At 56.6% G+C, this 16,688-nt stretch carries 17 protein-coding genes and 1 other RNA gene; 6 read left to right on the forward strand and 12 right to left on the reverse strand.

Annotation, left to right across the window (positions count from 1 at the left end):
• The 3 genes from rnpB to RTP97_RS12415 all read left to right on the forward strand — a co-directional run.
• Window positions 1–343: RNase P RNA component class A (gene rnpB / locus RTP97_RS12405), an RNA gene on the forward strand; the annotation flags it as partial.
• 267 nt (window positions 344–610) lie between these two features.
• A complete protein-coding gene (locus RTP97_RS12410) occupies window positions 611–1,939 on the forward strand; it encodes a hypothetical protein (RefSeq protein ID WP_312413971.1) in 1,329 nt (442 codons plus the stop codon).
• Window positions 1,940–1,973: 34 nt separating this feature from the next.
• Entirely contained in the window at window positions 1,974–3,278 is a 1,305-nt protein-coding gene (locus RTP97_RS12415; RefSeq protein WP_312413973.1) for a serine dehydratase subunit alpha family protein, read from the forward strand.
• 45 nt (window positions 3,279–3,323) lie between these two features.
• Here the strand turns inward: RTP97_RS12415 and RTP97_RS12420 are convergent, their stop codons facing one another.
• Window positions 3,324–4,022, reverse strand: coding sequence for a pirin family protein (locus RTP97_RS12420; RefSeq protein ID WP_312413974.1), 699 nt, complete (start codon window positions 4,020–4,022; stop codon window positions 3,324–3,326).
• Between the two features lie 104 nt (window positions 4,023–4,126).
• Here RTP97_RS12420 and RTP97_RS12425 point away from each other — a divergent pair, with 104 nt between their 5' ends.
• Window positions 4,127–5,044, forward strand: a complete 918-nt coding sequence (locus RTP97_RS12425) for a LysR family transcriptional regulator (RefSeq protein WP_312413978.1) — start codon at window positions 4,127–4,129, stop codon at window positions 5,042–5,044.
• A 15-nt stretch (window positions 5,045–5,059) separates the two neighbouring features.
• Here RTP97_RS12425 and RTP97_RS12430 read toward each other — a convergent pair whose 3' ends face one another.
• The 10 genes from RTP97_RS12430 to RTP97_RS12475 form a co-directional block, all read right to left on the reverse strand.
• On the reverse strand, window positions 5,060–6,046 hold the full coding sequence (locus RTP97_RS12430) for a glutathione S-transferase family protein (RefSeq protein WP_312413981.1): 987 nt from the start codon (window positions 6,044–6,046) through the stop codon (window positions 5,060–5,062).
• 81 nt (window positions 6,047–6,127) lie between these two features.
• A complete protein-coding gene (locus tag RTP97_RS12435) occupies window positions 6,128–6,520 on the reverse strand; it encodes a DoxX family protein (protein WP_312413984.1) in 393 nt (130 codons plus the stop codon).
• A 232-nt stretch (window positions 6,521–6,752) separates the two neighbouring features.
• Window positions 6,753–7,013, reverse strand: a complete 261-nt coding sequence (locus tag RTP97_RS12440) for a YqjK-like family protein (RefSeq protein WP_103821416.1) — start codon at window positions 7,011–7,013, stop codon at window positions 6,753–6,755.
• 35 nt (window positions 7,014–7,048) lie between these two features.
• Window positions 7,049–7,447: a phage holin family protein gene (locus RTP97_RS12445; RefSeq protein WP_312212032.1), complete on the reverse strand. Its 399-nt coding sequence runs from the start codon at window positions 7,445–7,447 to the stop codon at window positions 7,049–7,051.
• Between the two features lie 2 nt (window positions 7,448–7,449).
• The gene (locus RTP97_RS12450; protein ID WP_312413987.1) at window positions 7,450–7,761 is read right to left on the reverse strand and encodes a YqjD family protein; all 312 of its coding nucleotides are present in this window, start codon (window positions 7,759–7,761) and stop codon (window positions 7,450–7,452) included.
• 32 nt (window positions 7,762–7,793) lie between these two features.
• Window positions 7,794–8,162 carry a DUF1090 domain-containing protein gene (locus RTP97_RS12455; RefSeq protein ID WP_312413990.1) on the reverse strand — a complete coding sequence of 123 codons (369 nt, stop codon included), beginning with the start codon at window positions 8,160–8,162 and terminating at the stop codon, window positions 7,794–7,796.
• A gap of 151 nt (window positions 8,163–8,313) precedes the next feature.
• Window positions 8,314–8,676, reverse strand: coding sequence for an EnvZ/OmpR regulon moderator MzrA (gene mzrA, locus RTP97_RS12460; RefSeq protein WP_312414122.1), 363 nt, complete (start codon window positions 8,674–8,676; stop codon window positions 8,314–8,316).
• A gap of 22 nt (window positions 8,677–8,698) precedes the next feature.
• The gene (gene yqjA, locus RTP97_RS12465; RefSeq protein WP_312413992.1) at window positions 8,699–9,361 is read right to left on the reverse strand and encodes a DedA family general envelope maintenance protein YqjA; all 663 of its coding nucleotides are present in this window, start codon (window positions 9,359–9,361) and stop codon (window positions 8,699–8,701) included.
• Window positions 9,362–9,612: 251 nt separating this feature from the next.
• Window positions 9,613–10,389: a transcriptional regulator ExuR gene (gene exuR / locus RTP97_RS12470; protein ID WP_312413994.1), complete on the reverse strand. Its 777-nt coding sequence runs from the start codon at window positions 10,387–10,389 to the stop codon at window positions 9,613–9,615.
• A 135-nt stretch (window positions 10,390–10,524) separates the two neighbouring features.
• Window positions 10,525–11,829: an MFS transporter gene (locus tag RTP97_RS12475; RefSeq protein WP_312228773.1), complete on the reverse strand. Its 1,305-nt coding sequence runs from the start codon at window positions 11,827–11,829 to the stop codon at window positions 10,525–10,527.
• A gap of 467 nt (window positions 11,830–12,296) precedes the next feature.
• On the opposite strand from RTP97_RS12475, the gene uxaC reads away from it, so the two are divergent.
• Together uxaC and RTP97_RS12485 are read left to right on the forward strand one after the other, a co-directional pair.
• Entirely contained in the window at window positions 12,297–13,709 is a 1,413-nt protein-coding gene (gene uxaC, locus RTP97_RS12480; RefSeq protein WP_312413995.1) for a glucuronate isomerase, read from the forward strand.
• A 17-nt stretch (window positions 13,710–13,726) separates the two neighbouring features.
• Complete coding sequence (locus tag RTP97_RS12485) at window positions 13,727–15,214, forward strand: altronate dehydratase family protein (RefSeq protein WP_312413996.1); 1,488 nt, start codon at window positions 13,727–13,729, stop codon at window positions 15,212–15,214.
• Window positions 15,215–15,299: 85 nt separating this feature from the next.
• On the opposite strand, the gene sstT is transcribed toward RTP97_RS12485, so the two are convergent.
• The gene (gene sstT / locus RTP97_RS12490) at window positions 15,300–16,541 is read right to left on the reverse strand and encodes a serine/threonine transporter SstT (RefSeq protein WP_312413998.1); all 1,242 of its coding nucleotides are present in this window, start codon (window positions 16,539–16,541) and stop codon (window positions 15,300–15,302) included.
• Window positions 16,542–16,688 lie beyond the last annotated feature (147 nt).

Here is a 16,688-nt window from a genome sequence, read left to right on the forward strand (position 1 = left end):
TTCGGGGGAGACGGGCGGAGGGGAGGAAAGTCCGGGCTCCATAGGGCAAGGTGCCAGGTAACGCCTGGGGGGTGTCACAGCCCACGACCAGTGCAACAGAGAGCAAACCGCCGATGGCCCACGCAAGTGGGATCAGGTAAGGGTGAAAGGGTGCGGTAAGAGCGCACCGCGCGGCTGGTAACAGTCCGTGGCACGGTAAACTCCACCCGGAGCAAGGCCAAATAGGGGTTCATAAGGTACGGCCCGTACTGAACCCGGGTAGGCTGCTTGAGCCAGTGAGCGATTGCTGGCCTAGATGAATGACTGTCCACGACAGAACCCGGCTTATCGGTCAGTTTCACTCTTTACACAGAACCCCGCCTCGGCGGGGTTTTTTGTTTTTTACGGTAAGTTATTCTGCGTGATCCCTTTCACACATACACCCGCGTTAGAATATTTTTATTTATTCATATGGAAGCGCAGCGGTGGTTTCTCTCGCTCTCCCCTTCACGTTACGCAATAGCGAAGTTTTTCTCCCGCTTCCTGATTAGGATTAATCGATACCAATATAGCCGCGCTATTAGCGGCAGCGATAATAAAATCTGTCCCTACATTAATAAGCGAGAATGTTATGAGCACGAATAATATTGATGTGATGCAAGGCACATCTGCGGCGGCCCGAAAGGCAGGGATGACGGAGCAGGCATGGCGCGAAGCCATTAAATTCGACAGCACCGACACGGGCTGGGTCATTATGAGTATCGGCATGGCCATCGGCGCGGGAATTGTTTTTCTACCGGTGCAGGTGGGGCTAATGGGGCTGTGGGTGTTTCTGCTCTCCTCTATTATTGGCTACCCGGCAATGTATCTCTTCCAGCGACTATTTATTAATACGCTGGCGGAGTCGCCGGAGTGCAAAGATTATCCCAGTGTCATTAGCGGCTATTTAGGTAAAAATTGGGGCGTCTTATTAGGCGTGCTCTATTTTGTTATGCTGGTGATCTGGATGTTCGTCTACTCTACCGCCATCACCAACGACAGCGCCTCCTACCTGCACACCTTTGGCGTTACCGAAGGACTGCTCTCCGATAACCCATTCTATGGCTTGGTGCTAATCTGCATTCTGGTCGCTATCTCCTCGCGCGGCGAGAAGCTGCTGTTTAAGGTCTCGAGCCTGATGGTGCTGACCAAGCTGCTGGTGGTCGCGGCGTTGGGGCTGAGCATGGTGGGGCTCTGGCACCTCTACAATGCCGGGACGCTCCCGCCCGCAGGTCTGCTGATTAAGAACGCGATCATTACGCTGCCCTTTACCCTGACCTCCATTCTTTTTATCCAGACCCTCAGCCCAATGGTGATCTCCTACCGCGCCAAAGAGAAGTCCGTCGAGGTTGCTCGCTATAAAGCCCTGCGGGCGATGAATATCGCTTTTGCCATTCTGTTTGTTACCGTCTTTTTCTACGCCGTCTCATTCACCCTGGCTATGGGCCACGATGAAGCGGTGAAAGCCTATGAGCAAAATATCTCCGCGCTGGCCATTGCCGCGCAGTTTATTAGCGGCGAGGGTGCAGGTTGGGTAAAAGTAGTTAGCGTTATCTTAAATATCTTTGCCGTGATGACCGCCTTCTTTGGCGTTTATCTCGGCTTTCGTGAGGCGACCCAGGGCATCGTCATGAACCTGCTGCGGCGTAAATTTCCGACCCGGCAGTTTGACGAGAAGTATATCCAGGGCGGGATCATGATCTTCGCTATTTTGCTGGCCTGGAGCGCCATTGTGCTTAATGCCCCGGTGCTGAGCTTCACCTCTATCTGTAGCCCTATATTCGGCCTGATCGGCTGCTTAATTCCCGCCTGGCTGGTCTATAAGGTGCCCGCCCTGCACAAATACAAAGGCCTGTCGTTGAAGATCATTATTATCACCGGTCTGCTGCTCTGTATTTCACCGCTGCTGGCCTTCGCCTGATGCTATTAATCTCATGAAACAGATGGACGCTATTATGTCAGATGCAAAATGGAACCCGGAATGGGATCGGTTTATTCAGATCGTACGCCAGGAGGTTAAACCCGCGCTGGGCTGTACCGAACCGGTTGCGCTGGCGTTGGCCAGCGCCACTGCTCGCGCGCAGCTCTCCGGCAAGATCGAACGCGTGGAGTGCTGGGTCTCACCTAACTTACTGAAAAACGGGATGGGCGTGACCGTGCCGGGAACGGGCATGGTGGGGCTGCCGATTGCCGCCGCCCTCGGCGCGCTCGGAGGTGATGCCACCGCCGGGCTGGAGGTGCTTAAAGCCGCGTCGCCACAGGCGATAGCGGATGCCAAAGCGATGCTTGCCGAGGGGCGAGTATGCGTCAGGCTACAGGAGCCGTGCAGTGAGATCCTCTATGCCCGCGCCTGCGTTTCTACGGCGGACGGCCATGCTAGCGTGACGATCGAGGGCGATCATACCCGCATCGTAAGGATCGAAAAGCAGGGCGAGACGGTTTTCCAGCGCAGCAGTGAAGTGGAAGAGCACTGCGAGGATCCACTGACCGTGCTGTCACGGACCACGCTGCGCGACATTTTGGCCTTCATTGAGCAGGCCCCGTTTGAGCGTATCCGCTTCATTCTTGATGCGGGCCGCATTAACGATGCGCTCTCGCGGGAGGGATTGGCGCAGGAGTGGGGCCTGCACATCGGTACCACGCTGCAAAAGCAGTGCGATCGCGGCCTGCTGGCAAAGGATCTCGCTTCGGCAATCGTGATCCGTACCAGCGCCGCCTCGGATGCGCGAATGGGCGGCGCAGCTCTGCCGGCGATGAGCAACTCAGGTTCCGGCAACCAGGGGATCGCCGCCACGCTGCCGATTGTGGTGGTTGCAGAGTTTTTGGGTGAGGGCGACGAGCGGCTGGCCCGGGCGCTGATGCTCTCCCATCTCAGCGCGATCTACATCCACAGCCAGCTCCCGCGTCTGTCAGCGCTCTGCGCCGCGACGACGGCGGCCATGGGAGCGGCGGCAGGAATGGCGTGGCTGATGGACGGACGCTATGACACCCTCGCCAGAGCTATCAGCAGCATGATCGGGGACGTCAGCGGGATGATCTGCGATGGCGCATCTAACAGCTGCGCGATGAAGGTATCGACCAGCGTCTCGTCAGCGTGGAAAGCCGTGCTGATGGCGTTGGATGAGACTGCGGTAACTGGCAACGAGGGGATTGTGGCGCACGACGTCGAGCAATCGATCGCAAACCTCTGTGCGCTGGCCTGCCATGCTATGCAGGCAACCGACCGGCAGATCATCGATATTATGGCGCATAAGGTCTGAAACCGTAGGCCGGGTCAGGCGAAGCCGCCGCCCGGCGTTTCAGGGTCACACAGGCAAATCAACCAGCAGCGCCCGCAGCGGCGTATCCGCCACCAGCGTGATATGCGCCTCGTCGCGAATAAACGCCCCGTCGCCGCAGGTCAGCGCCTTCTGCTCCTCCTGCGGCGTCAGAGCATGGAATCTGCCATGAATCGACTGCAGGTAAGCGCGGGGGCCATGCAGCTGGAAACTGAGCTGTTCACCCTTCTCCAGCTCAATATGGTGCAGCCAAACCTGCTGGCGGAGCTGTAAGCTTTCATCGTTTCCGTCAGGGGAGGCCAGCAGCTGCTGTTTGCCCGCGATGGCAATTTTTTGCACCGGCGGGTTCTCCCGCTCCGGGCAGGCGTCCAGCCAGAGCTGCATCCGCGTCAGAGATTTATCTTTGCTCAGATTGTGCTCGCTATAGCTGATCCCCGGCTGGGTCGCTATCAGCAGCGCTTCTCCCGCTTTCACCTGCACATGGTGACCATCGCTGTCACGGTACTCAGCTTCACCCTCGAGGATCAGGTTAAGAATATCTACCTTAGGATAGGTACGCGGCTGGAATGAGGCTCCGGGAGCGAGGACCTCCTGATTCAGCACTCGCAGGGAGGCGTAACCCAGCAGTTTAGGATCAAAGTAGTGTCCAAAGGAGAAGGTGTAACGGGCCTGCAGCCATCCGAAATCTGCCTGTCCGCACTGTTTGGCTGTTCTGGTAGTAATCATAATTCTGACCTCTCTTTACACTAAATCAATGGTAAAGGTATGGACGCTGCATTGTTAGCCAGATATTCTGCCCGGTATGTTCAAATTTCCTGAATGAGAACGAAATGGCTAAAGAGAGAGCGTTGACGCTCGAAGCATTACGCGTCATGGACGCCATCGACAGGCGCGGCAGCTTTGCCGCCGCGGCGGATGAGCTGGGCCGGGTGCCTTCCGCGCTGAGCTATACCATGCAGAAGCTGGAGGAAGAGCTGGACGTGGTGCTCTTCGACCGTTCCGGACACCGGACGAAATTTACTAACGTCGGGCGGATGCTGCTGGAGCGAGGACGCGTGCTGCTGGAGGCCGCCGACAAGCTCACCACCGACGCCGAAGCGCTGGCCCGGGGCTGGGAGACGCACCTGACGCTGGTGAGCGAAGCGCTGGTGCCAACGCCCTCCTTTTTCCCGCTGGTGGAGAGGCTGGCGACGAAAGCCAATACCCAGCTCTCCATTATTACCGAAGTGCTGGCGGGGGCGTGGGAGCGTCTGGAGCAGGGGCGGGCGGATATCGTTATCGCCCCGGATATGCACTTCCGCTCGTCGTCAGAGATCAACTCGCGCAAGCTCTACACGCTCCTCAACGTCTACGTCGCCGCGCCGGATCATCCCATTCACCAGGAGCCGGAGCCGCTCTCAGAGGTAACGCGGGTAAAATATCGCGGCGTGGCGGTAGCCGATACCGCCCGCGAACGCCCGGTGCTTACCGTACAGCTGTTGGACAAGCAGCCGCGCCTGACGGTGAGCAGCCTGGAGGATAAGCGCAACGCGCTGCTGGCCGGGCTAGGCGTAGCCACCATGCCTTACCCGCTGGTAGAGCAGGATATCGCCGAAGGGCGTCTGCGGGTGGTCAGCCCAGAATCCACCAGCGAGGTGGATATCATTATGGCCTGGCGGCGCGACAGCATGGGCGAGGCGAAGGCCTGGTGCCTGCGGGAGATCCCCAAGCTTTTTGCCGGGAACCAGGCAATAAAAAAGGCACCCTGAAGGTGCCCTGATAGCTTAGCCGAAACGGGTATCGCGCCCGTGCGGCTCATCCAGATCCTGCCACGGTCCGATGGAGATAATCCCCGTCGGGTTGATGGTCTTATGGCTGCGGTAGTAGTGGTTGCGAATGTGGGCAAAGTCGACGGTTTCAGCAATGCCCGGCATCTGGTAGATATCACGCAGAAAGCCGTACAGGTTCAGGTAGTCGCTGATCCGGTGCTTATCGCACTTGAAGTGCGTAACGTAGACCGGATCAAAGCGTACCAGCGTCGTCCACAGGCGAATATCCGCTTCCGTCAGGTGATTGCCGGTCAGGTAGCGGTGCTGGCCAAGGATCTGCTCCAGCCGTGACAGAGAAGAGAATACGTTCTCTACCGCTTCGTCGTAGGCTTCCTGGCTGGTCGCGAACCCGGCTTTGTAGACGCCGTTATTCACATTATCGTAGATCCAGCTGTTCAGCTCATCAATCTGCCCCCGCAGCGCTGGCGGATAGTAGTCACCCGCTTTCGCACCGTGCGCGTCAAAGGCGGTATTGAACATGCGAATAATATCCGCAGACTCATTGCTGACGATGGTGTGGTTTTTCTTATCCCATAGCACCGGCACGGTGACGCGCCCGGTATAGTGCGGGTCGGCGTGGAGATAGAGCTGATAGAGAAAATCGTGCTGATAGAGCTTGTCGCCGGTGGCGGCGGGGAAGTCATCATCAAAGGTCCAGCCACTCTCGAGCATCAGCGGGTTAACCACCGACACGTCGATAAACGGCTCAAGGCCTTTCAGGGCGCGGAGGATCAGCGTCCGGTGCGCCCACGGGCAGGCGAGAGAAACGTAGAGATGATAGCGATCTTTCGCTGGTGCAAAACCGCCTTCGCCCGTTGGGCCTGCTTCGCCGTCTGCGGTCAGCCAGTTACGGTACGCGGACTCCGAGCGTTTAAAGCGTCCGCCGGTTGACTTCGTATCGTACCAGACGTCATGCCAGATGCCGTCAATAAGCTGTCCCATGGTGATCTCCTTACTGCTGGAAAAAGGTTAAGCGGGAAGAGAGGGCTCTCCCCGCCTTGAATTGCTATCAGTATAGAAGCCTTACCACTTTTTATTCAGCACGCGGTCGATGCTAAATGCACCCGGACCGGTAATACCCAGCAGCAGGAAGCCGCCCGCGATGGTCAGGTTTTTCATGAACATGATGGAGTTCACGCCTTCCGCAAAGTTGCTGTGGAACAGGAAGGCGGTGAGCAGCGTAAAGACTGCGGTGATCAGCGCGGTGGTGCGGGTCAGGAAACCAAACAGAATTGCCAGACCGCCGCCGAACTCAAGCAGGATAACCAGCGGCAGCATGAAGCCGGGCACGCCCATCGCTTCCATATACTGCTGGGTGCCTGCGTAACCGGTAATTTTGCCCCAGCCAGCGGTAATAAACAGGATTGGCATCAGAATACGCGCTACCAGAATACCAACATCTTCTAATTTTTTCATTTTACTCTCCATGAAGCCGCAGGGGCCGCTAATGTCATTTTTTCAGTGCTGGCGGGCAGTTGCTGCCTGTTCGCTGTCGATGGAGAGGATAATAAACGTGGCGGGGAGGGATTGTTAGCAAGGAAAACTGTTAATCTTCGTCAAATAATCTGAGGGATAACTATGCGCTCACGCCGGGCGGCGCTACGCTTGCACCGGCCTACACACTGCGTGGACCGGTGCATAATGGTGATTAACGCAGGCGTTGCTGCTTGATGGTGGACTGCACCAGACGCCAGGTGCTCCACGCGGCAAACCCGCGCTTCGCCCAGCGCAGCAGCATGTTGGGGTGACGAACGGTACGCACCGCCATCAGACTGCTGCCCACCAGCAGCCACGATCGCATACTAAGAAAAGTATTCCAGCCGCGATCGTAAGCGCCCGTCGTCTCCAGCCAGTCGCGACGGCTGGCGGTGAGATCGAGGCGCTGCTGCTGGATCTGGCTTAGCAGCATCGCTTTGCGTTTGAGACGCTCCGCTTTACTACTGCTCACTTTTTATCCTCCTCCAGCAGAGAACGATCGTTAGCCAGCTCACCGCGCGTATGGCGCAGGAATGTTGATTGTCGAGCCTTATGCAGCGTCCAGAAACCGCCGATGATGGCGCCTACCAGCAGAACCACAGTGGTAGCAATCATCGCGTTAAGACGGTATTGAGGGTCGATAGCCCAGATGATGAGGACCATCAAGCTCATCAGGCCAAAGGCGGCCAGCAGCATGGTGAGCCCCAACATCAGGAGCATCTGGATGACGTTTGCTTTCTCTTCTTCCAGTTCCACCACGACCAGACGCAAACGCGTTTCGACCATCTCAACAAGGATGGTCATAATGCGTTGCCCAATACCCAGGACGCTTTTTCCTGGCCCGCTTGTTTGACGTAAGTCAGCCATAATCAGCGACGCGTCAGCAGCACGCCCAGCACCACACCGGCGGCAGCTGCAATCCCTACACCAGTCCACGGGTTCTCGCGCACGTATTCATCGGCGCGCGTGGCGGCTTCACGGGTTTGCTTGGCAATAACATCGCTGGTTTCACCCAGGCGATAACGGCTTTCGTGCAGAGCACGTTCTGCTTTGGAACGCAGCTTACTCAGCTCTTCTTTCGATTTGTCCCCGGAGTTGCTTAACACCTCTTCCAGGGTATCCGTCAGGGATTTCAACTCAGCGCGCAGATGATCGGCAGTAGTATCTTTAGACTTAGACATAGTTCTCTCCAGTGAGCGAGTGGTAACTTCCTTTAATAATCACGGGCCTCAAGCGTACGCAGCTCTTCCTGCGCCTCTCTCAGCTTGTGTTCACGTTTGGTCACTTTATCCGCATCGCCTTTTTGCTGTGCTTCAGTCAGATCCTGCTGGCGTTCAGCAACCTCTTCCTTCTGTTCAGCAATTTTTTTCTGGTGGTCTGCGCGCAGCTTGCTGTCAGTGCAGTTGGCTTTTACTTCCGTAAGCGCCTTATTCAGACCATCAACGCGGCGCTGATTGTTATGCTTCTCGGCGTAGCTAATTTCGCGCAGGATATCCTGTTCTTTCTCCTGGCAAAGCGATACGGCCTGCGAAGCGGCGCTCAAAGAAAAAAGGCTTAACGCCAGTACGATGCGGTATCTCATTCTTATAACTTTCCCTTGTTTAAGCGGCATATCACCATGAAATGCCGATAATGCAGTCAGTAAAAGAGTGACACTGTTCCCGTCTACTCAAGCATAGTAAGTAAACGCGAAGATCACCAAAGTAAGTGAAAAGATTCGGATTAGTAGAAGGTTAGCCCAGACGGTGAGGGGTATCCCGCAGGCGGGTGAGCCATGCGGAGGTCTGGTCGTCGTCGTCCTGAAGGGCAATGATATATCCCTGCGGCAGGGTACGGTCTAAGACCACTTTCGCCGCCGCGCTTTGCGCGCTGGAATCAAAGGTAATCACCAGGGTGTCATTTTTCGGCGTAATACTTTTAAAGCGGATACCGTTGGCGTCAAGGTGATGCCAGACGGAGAAGCCATCCGGCACGCTGACGCTCTGATTACTCGGGCGAATGGCCAGCGTTGACTCCCGCTGCTGCAGCGTAGCCCAGGCAGAGAAGAGCAGGGTAAAGAGCATAATGGTTGCCAGCGCAAAGGCGCACTGGTGCATCAGTGCGCGTCGCGAGCGTGGATTACTGCCGATTTCCATATTTTTTCTTCCATAAAACGAACAGCGAGCCAACCAGCCCCACTACCAGCAGAACCACCGGCAGCAGCATCAGACAGGACATTAGCGCATCTTCATATTTAAGAAACACGGGCGTCTTGCCCAGCAGATAACCAAAGGTGGTGAGGATCACGACCCACAGCAGGCCGCTCATCCAGTTAAAGAACTGAAAGCGGGTATTGTTCAGGCCGGAGAGACCGGCAATCGTTGGCAGCAGCGTACGCACAAAGGCAATAAAGCGGCCAACCAGCAGCGCAGAGAGTCCGTGCTTATGGAACATATGGTGCGCCCGCTGGTGGTAGTGCGCAGGCAGGTGTGACAGCCAGTTCTGCACGATGCGCGTGTTGCCCAGCCATCGCCCCTGTATATAGCTCACCCAGCAGCCGAGGCTGGCGGCAGCGGTCAGCAGCAGAATGGTTTGCGGGTAGCCCATCGCCCCCTTCGCAATCAGTACGCCTACCAGCACCAGCAGGCTATCACCCGGTAAAAATGCCGCTGGCAGCAGGCCGTTTTCCAGAAACAGAATCATAAACAAAACAAAATAGAGCATGCCGATCATGGAAGGATTCGCCAGCGTTTCGAAATCCTGGTGCCATAAAGCGTTCAGTAACTGGGTAAGTAGTTCCATTCAGTGTTCCTGGTACATCGGTTAACGAATATCGGGGTTAACGCCGCTGGAGAGAAATTGCATCTAATTGTAACAAACGCCAGAGATCTGCGTCACTGAAAATACGTATTTTAGGAATTGATTTTGCTTGCCGGGGAGGGGGGTGACAAAGGTATTTACAAAGGCTGACACTCTATACGGTTTCTGACCGCCTTATGTCATTGATTGGACAGCGCAGGCGCATCTGCACCTACGCTGTAACGGGAAGAGTGCTATTTCACCGCGCTTGCTGCGGTATCGAGGTGGACCACCGGGTTTTCCGCAAACAGATAGCGGTCAGCGTTAAACTCAAAGTCATCGCTGGTTTCATTAAACAGCATCAGCTTGGTGTTCTCGAGGTGCTGCCACATTGCCAGCTTGGCCGCATGTGGATCCTTACGAATCAGCGCCTTAAGGATCTGGTCATGATCGTCGCACCAGTTATCCACCGTACGCGCATCGATGTGATCGTGCAGTTTTTTCCAGTACGGGTTGTGCGTCCGCTGAGTCCACATTTTTTCCACGATTGCTGCCAGGGCAGTATTCTGCGTGGCCAGCGCCACCTGAACGTGGAACTGGAGATCCCACTCAGAGTCGCGGAAGCACTTCTCCTGGCGCGCCTTGTCCTGGATCTCCATCAGCTTCATGATGTCCTGCTTGGTCACCTGGGTAGCGGCAAACTCAGCAATATTGCTCTCGATCAGCTGACGGGCCTGTAATAGCTCGAACGGGCCGTAGTTGGCAAACTCCATGGATTCGTCGGGGATCTGCTGATACTTCGCCTGGTTGGAGATGACATGGATACCAGAGCCTTTGCGTACCTCAACGTAGCCCTCAACCTCCAGCATGATGATCGCTTCGCGCACTACCGTGCGGCTAACGCTCTTCTCATCGGCGATAAAGCGCTCGGCGGGCAGTTTGTCACCAACAATGTACACGCCGTCCTCAATGCGGCTCTTTAGCTCAGCGGCCAGCTGCTGATATAAACGGCGTGATTCGGTGATTTCCATTTGTGCTCCAGGCGAGACAGGATAGATAGATTTGTTATACCACTTTTCCTAAATTCCCACCATACCAGTAACGAAAAAGCCGCCCGAATAGTGCGGGCGGCTTGGTGTCAAATGCATGACGCCTTACTGAATTTGCTAGTGCTGAGTAGCAGGACCACCGACGGCTCGCTTCTCTTCTTCGAGTTCCGCCGCCGACTTGCTCTTCAGCACGGTCCAGATAACGATAGCCCCCAGCACGTCGAACACCGCCAGCACGGCGAACAGCGGGCTGAAGCCGATGGTGTCAGCCAGCGCACCGACCACCAGCGCAAACATGGTGCTCGCCGTCCAGGCCGCCATACCGGTCAGACCGTTGGCGGTAGCCACTTCGTTACGGCCAAATACGTCAGAGGAGAGGGTGATCAGCGCACCAGACAGGGACTGGTGAGCAAAACCGCCGACGCACAGCAGGGCGATAGCGACGTACGGGCTGGTGAACAGGCCGATCATGCCTGGGCCGATCATCAGCACTGCCCCCATGGTCACCACCATTTTACGGGAGACGATCAGGTTCACGCCAAACCAGCGCTGGAACAGCGGCGGCAGATAACCCCCAACGATACAGCCGAGGTCCGCGAACAGCATGGGCATCCAGGCAAACATGGCGATCTCTTTCAGGTTAAAGCCGTAGACTTTAAACATGAACAGCGGGATCCAGGCGTTGAAGGTACCCCAGGCTGGCTCTGCCAGGAAACGTGGCAGGGCGATACCCCAGAACTGACGGGTGCCCAGAATCTGCCAGACGGACATCTTCTTACCGTTGTTGGTCTGGTGCTGTGCTTCCTGACCGCCAATAATATAGCCACGCTCTTCTTCGGTTAATTTTTTCTGATCGCGCGGGTGTTTGTAGAAGATCAGCCAGGCCATCGCCCAGGCGAAGCTCAGCACGCCGGAGATGATGAAGGCCAGCTGCCAGCTGTGCATGACGATTGCCCACACCACCAGCGGCGGCGCAATCATTGCACCAATAGAGGAGCCGACGTTGAAGTAGCCCACAGCGATAGAACGCTCTTTCGCCGGGAACCACTCGGACGCAGCTTTCAGTCCGGCCGGGATCATGGCGGCTTCAGCGGCACCGACTGCACCACGTGCCAGCGCTAAACCACCCCAGCTGCCTGCCAGCGCTGTCGCACCGCAGAAGATCGCCCAGGTCACGGCGAAGACGGCGTAGCCCACTTTGGTACCCAGAATATCCAGCACATAGCCTGCAACCGGCTGCATGATGGTGTAGGCGGCAGAGTAGGCCGCGATGATATAAGAGTACTGCTGCGTGGAGATGTGCAACTCTTCCATTAGCGTTGGCGCAGCCGCGGCTATGGTATTACGTGTCAGGTAGCCCAGCACGGTGCCCAGCGTCACCAGCGCTATCATGTACCAACGTAACCCTTTAATTTTACGCATGTAAAACCTCATCGTTATGTTATTTCCGCCTTGGGCGGCCCCTCCTCCGGATCGAGCCGGGGGAGGTGTAACGGGGGGCGTAGCCGGGAGTAACTCCCGAAACGGCCCGGACCTTGCCATCAGTGTGCGTGCACAAATCGGTATCCGTACCGGTAAAGTGAGTGATAAATCACCTGTAATGCATTCCGTCGGTGTATGTTCTGCGACGGCAGAAAGATAACTTGTCATACAACTTTAAAAGGTGAGTGACATCACAAAAGTGCTTTTCTCTGTGTGGTCATTATTCCCCGCCAGCAAAGCCAGAGCTGGCGCGGGCTGGCGTCCAATTTACCCCCTTGAGGGTAAATTTTTTGTCAGCGTTTATTGATCTAACTCACGAAAATATCTTCGGTCTATAGAAATTGGTGTGATAACTTTGTCAGCATTGAACGTACGCATCTAACGCTCTCGTTTAGAGGAAGACGATAATGACCGCTTTTATGACCGAAGATTTCCTGCTGGATACCGAATTTGCTCGCCGTCTGTACCATGATTACGCGAAAGATCAGCCGATTTTCGACTATCATTGCCACCTGCCGCCGCAGCAGATTGCGGACAACTACCGTTTCAAAAACCTGTATGACATCTGGTTAAAAGGCGATCACTATAAGTGGCGTGCGATGCGCACTAACGGCGTGCCTGAGCGCCTGTGTACCGGCGACGCCTCTGACCGTGAAAAGTTTGACGCCTGGGCAGCCACCGTGCCGCACACTATTGGCAACCCGTTATACCACTGGACGCACCTCGAGCTGCGCCGCCCGTTTGGTATTACAGGTAAGCTGCTCTCTCCGGCGACCGCCGATGAGATCTGGGAGCAGGGCAACGCGCTGCTGGCTCAGGATAAATTCTCCGCGCGCGGCATCATGCAGCAGATGAATGTGAAGATGGTCGGCACCACTGACGATCCGATCGACTCCCTTGAGCACCATGCCAGCGTGGCTAAAGACACCTCCTTCAGCATCAAAGTGCTGCCGAGCTGGCGTCCGGATAAGGCGTTCAACATCGAGCTGGCGACCTTTAACGACTACATGGCGAAGCTGGGTGAAGTCTCTGATACCGATATCCGCCGCTTTGGCGATCTGCAGACCGCGCTGACTAAGCGTCTGGATCACTTTGCTGCCCACGGCTGTAAAGTCTCTGACCATGCGCTGGACGTTGTGCTGTTTGCCGAAGCGAGCGAAGCCGAGCTGGATAGCATCCTTGCCCGTCGTCTGGCAGGTGAGACCCTGAGCGAGCGCGAAGTCGCGCAGTTTAAGACCGCCGTGCTGGTCTGGCTGGGCGCAGAGTATGCCCGCCGCGAATGGGTACAGCAGTACCACATTGGCGCACTGCGTAATAACAACCTGCGCCAATTCAAACTGCTGGGGCCGGACGTGGGCTTCGACTCCATCAACGACCGTCCGCTGGCGGAAGAGCTCTCTAAGCTGCTGAGCAAGCAGAACGAAGAGAACCTGCTGCCGAAAACCATTCTTTACTGCCTGAACCCGCGCGATAACGAAGTGCTGGGCACCATGATCGGTAACTTCCAGGGTGAAGGTATGCCGGGCAAAATGCAGTTCGGCTCCGGCTGGTGGTTTAACGACCAGAAAGATGGCATGGAGCGTCAGATGACCCAGCTGGCACAGCTTGGCCTGTTAAGCCGCTTCGTCGGGATGCTGACCGACAGCCGCAGCTTCCTCTCCTATACCCGTCACGAGTATTTCCGCCGCATCCTGTGCCAGATGATTGGCCGCTGGGTTGCCGCCGGGGAAGCTCCGGCAGATATCCAGCTGCTGGGCGAGATGGTGAGAAATATCTGCTTTAACAATGCGCGTGATTACTTCGCGATTGAACTGAACTAAGGCCGTTTGAGGTTGATATGCAATACATCAAGATCCATTCGCTAGATAACGTCGCAGTCGCGCTGGCTGACCTGGCGGAAGGCGCGGAAATTTCTGTCGATAACCACACCGTACGGCTGCGCCAGCCGGTGGGACGCGGGCACAAGTTTGCTCTGCAGGCCATCCCGCAGGGGCAAAACGTGGTGAAATACGGTCTGCCTATTGGTCATGCCACGGCAGATATCGCGGAGGGTGAATACATTCACTCTCACAATGCGCGCACCAATCTGAGCGATCTGGACGAGTACAGCTATCAACCCGATCTTCAGGCTGTGCAGGCGCAGGCGGCGGATCGCGACGTTGAGATCTACCGTCGGGCTAACGGTGAGGTAGGTATCCGCAATGAGCTGTGGATCCTGCCAACCGTTGGCTGCGTCAACGGCATTGCCCGCCAGATCCAGACCCGTTTCTTAAAAGAGACGCAGAATGCTGAAGGCACCGACGGCGTCTTCCTGTTCAGCCACACCTACGGCTGCTCCCAGCTCGGGGATGACCACGTCAACACCCGCACCATGCTGCAAAACATGGTGCGTCATCCGAATGCGGGTGCGGTGCTGGTGATTGGCCTCGGCTGCGAGAACAACCAGGTTGATGCCTTCCGCGAAACGCTGGGCGACTTCGACCCGGACCGCGTCCACTTTATGGTCTGCCAACACCAGGAAGACGAAGTGGAAGCGGGCCTTGAGCATATGCACCAGCTCTATAACGCGATGCGTAACGATAAACGCGAACCGGGCAAGCTGAGCGAGCTGAAGTTTGGCCTCGAGTGCGGCGGCTCTGATGGCCTCTCCGGCATCACCGCCAACCCGATGCTGGGTCGCTTCTCGGACTACGTGATCGGCAACGGTGGCACTACCGTGCTGACCGAGGTGCCGGAGATGTTTGGCGCAGAGCAGATCCTGATGAGCCACTGCCGCGATGAGTCCACGTTTGAAAAAACCGTCACCATGGTGAACGACTTCAAACAGTACTTTATCGCCCACAACCAGCCGATCTACGAGAACCCATCGCCGGGTAACAAAGCGGGTGGCATTACAACTCTGGAAGAGAAGTCGCTGGGCTGTACCCAGAAAGCGGGGGCCAGCCAGGTGGTTGACGTGCTGCGCTACGGCGAGCGTCTGAAAACCCACGGGCTGAATCTGCTGAGCGCGCCGGGTAACGATGCCGTTGCCACCAGCGCCCTGGCCGGGGCAGGCTGCCATATGGTGCTCTTCTCCACCGGTCGCGGTACGCCATACGGCGGCTTTGTGCCGACGGTGAAAATCGCCACCAACAGCGAGCTGGCAGCGAAGAAAAAGCACTGGATCGACTTCGACGCCGGTCAGCTGATCCACGGCAAACTGATGCCGCAGGTGCTGACTGAGTTCGTGGACACCATTGTTGAGATCGCTAACGGCAAACAGACCTGCAACGAGCGCAACGAGTTCCGCGAGCTGGCGATCTTCAAAAGCGGCGTTACGCTGTAAGCGTGGTGTCGGGTGGCGCTAACGCTTACCCGACCTACGGAACCCTGTGAGCCCGGTAAGGCGTAGCCGCCACCGGGCTTTTCTATTAGCTACGCAGGGCGTTTTTCGCCAGGCGCTCGTCTTCCGCCATACAGGCCGCAGCGGTAAAGAGCACGTCGGTAGAGGAGTTCAGCGCCGTCTCGCAGGAGTCCTGCAGCACACCAATGATAAAGCCTACCGCCACTACCTGCATGGCGATATCGTTCGGGATACCGAACATATTACAGGCCAGCGGGATCAGCAGCAGCGAGCCACCCGCCACGCCGGAAGCACCGCAGGCGCACAGGGAGGCCACCACGCTCAGCAGCAGTGCCGTAGGCAGATCCACCGGAATACCCAGAGTATGAACCGCCGCCAGGGTCAGTACCGTGATGGTGATCGCCGCGCCTGCCATGTTAATGGTTGCACCCAGCGGCACGGAGACGGAGTAGGTGTCGCGATCCAGGTTTAGCTTTTCGCACAGCGCCATGTTAACCGGAATGTTGGCCGCCGAGCTGCGGGTAAAGAAGGCGTAGACCCCGCTCTCGCGCAGGCAGGTAAACACCAGCGGATAGGGGTTGCGGCGGATCTTCCAGAACACCAGCAGCGGGTTGATGACCAGCGCGACCAGCAGCATGCAGCCGATCAGGACGACCAGCAGCTGGGCATAGCCAAACAGGGTGTCAAAACCGGTAGTGGCGAGAGTAGAGGCAACCAGGCCGAAGATACCGATTGGGGCGAAACGGATCACCAGCTGTACGATAAAGGTTACCGCGCTGGAGACATCATTCAGCAGATTTTTGGTCGTCTCGTTACCGTGGCGTAGGGCAAAGCCCAAACCGACGGCCCAGACCAGAATGCCGATGTAGTTGGCGTTCAGCAGAGCATCGATCGGGTTAGAGACCATGCTCATCAGCAGACCGCGCAGCACCTCAACGATGCCTGACGGCGGCGTAATCTCCGTTGCGCCGGTAACCAGATGCAGCGTTGAAGGGAACAGGAAGCTGAACACCACCGCCGTTAGCGCGGCGGAGAAGGTGCCCAGCAGATAGAGAAACAGAATAGGGCGAATACTGGTTTTCTGCCCGTGCTGGTGGTTGGCGATAGAGGCCATCACCAGCATCAGGACCAGCACCGGCGCGACGGCCTTCAATGCGCCTACAAAGAGAGTACCCAGCAGACCCACGGCAATCGCCGCGGGCTTGGAGAGCCACGCAAGCAGAATACCGAGCACCAGCCCGACAAGGATCTGTTTAACAAGACTGCCCTGCATAATATGCTTGAGCAGGCCAGACGGTTGTGTAGCCATGATAGTTCCTTAAGTGAAATTGCGTTCCAGCCGGAATGTGCTCTATGTCACGTTTATGTCCGGATGTAACTGAATGTTTGCCTGGTTGAGTATATGGAAAGAACTATCGAGGGGAAGTGCAACGTGCTGGATTTTACGTGTTGCGTC

The sequence above is a fragment of the Pseudescherichia sp. genome (assembly GCF_031998825.1).
In the GTDB taxonomy this organism is placed as follows: Bacteria; Pseudomonadota; Gammaproteobacteria; order Enterobacterales; family Enterobacteriaceae; genus Pseudescherichia.

Bases quoted from the DNA above. Each gene is read 5' to 3' on its own strand.
- yqjA (WP_312413992.1), bottom strand. From the start codon at position 9,361: ATGGAACTACTTACCCAGTTACTGAACGCTTTATGGCACCAGGATTTC.
- RTP97_RS12420 (WP_312413974.1), bottom strand. From the start codon at position 4,022: ATGATTACTACCAGAACAGCCAAACAGTGCGGACAGGCAGATTTCGGA.
- RTP97_RS12410 (WP_312413971.1), top strand. From the start codon at position 611: ATGAGCACGAATAATATTGATGTGATGCAAGGCACATCTGCGGCGGCC.
- RTP97_RS12415 (WP_312413973.1), top strand. From the start codon at position 1,974: ATGTCAGATGCAAAATGGAACCCGGAATGGGATCGGTTTATTCAGATC.
- RTP97_RS12455 (WP_312413990.1), bottom strand. From the start codon at position 8,162: ATGAGATACCGCATCGTACTGGCGTTAAGCCTTTTTTCTTTGAGCGCC.
- RTP97_RS12475 (WP_312228773.1), bottom strand. From the start codon at position 11,829: ATGCGTAAAATTAAAGGGTTACGTTGGTACATGATAGCGCTGGTGACG.
- RTP97_RS12425 (WP_312413978.1), top strand. From the start codon at position 4,127: ATGGCTAAAGAGAGAGCGTTGACGCTCGAAGCATTACGCGTCATGGAC.
- RTP97_RS12445 (WP_312212032.1), bottom strand. From the start codon at position 7,447: ATGGCTGACTTACGTCAAACAAGCGGGCCAGGAAAAAGCGTCCTGGGT.
- RTP97_RS12450 (WP_312413987.1), bottom strand. From the start codon at position 7,761: ATGTCTAAGTCTAAAGATACTACTGCCGATCATCTGCGCGCTGAGTTG.
- uxaC (WP_312413995.1), top strand. From the start codon at position 12,297: ATGACCGCTTTTATGACCGAAGATTTCCTGCTGGATACCGAATTTGCT.
- sstT (WP_312413998.1), bottom strand. From the start codon at position 16,541: ATGGCTACACAACCGTCTGGCCTGCTCAAGCATATTATGCAGGGCAGT.
- mzrA (WP_312414122.1), bottom strand. From the start codon at position 8,676: ATGCACCAGTGCGCCTTTGCGCTGGCAACCATTATGCTCTTTACCCTG.
- RTP97_RS12440 (WP_103821416.1), bottom strand. From the start codon at position 7,013: ATGCTGCTAAGCCAGATCCAGCAGCAGCGCCTCGATCTCACCGCCAGC.
- RTP97_RS12485 (WP_312413996.1), top strand. From the start codon at position 13,727: ATGCAATACATCAAGATCCATTCGCTAGATAACGTCGCAGTCGCGCTG.
- RTP97_RS12435 (WP_312413984.1), bottom strand. From the start codon at position 6,520: ATGAAAAAATTAGAAGATGTTGGTATTCTGGTAGCGCGTATTCTGATG.
- RTP97_RS12430 (WP_312413981.1), bottom strand. From the start codon at position 6,046: ATGGGACAGCTTATTGACGGCATCTGGCATGACGTCTGGTACGATACG.
- exuR (WP_312413994.1), bottom strand. From the start codon at position 10,389: ATGGAAATCACCGAATCACGCCGTTTATATCAGCAGCTGGCCGCTGAG.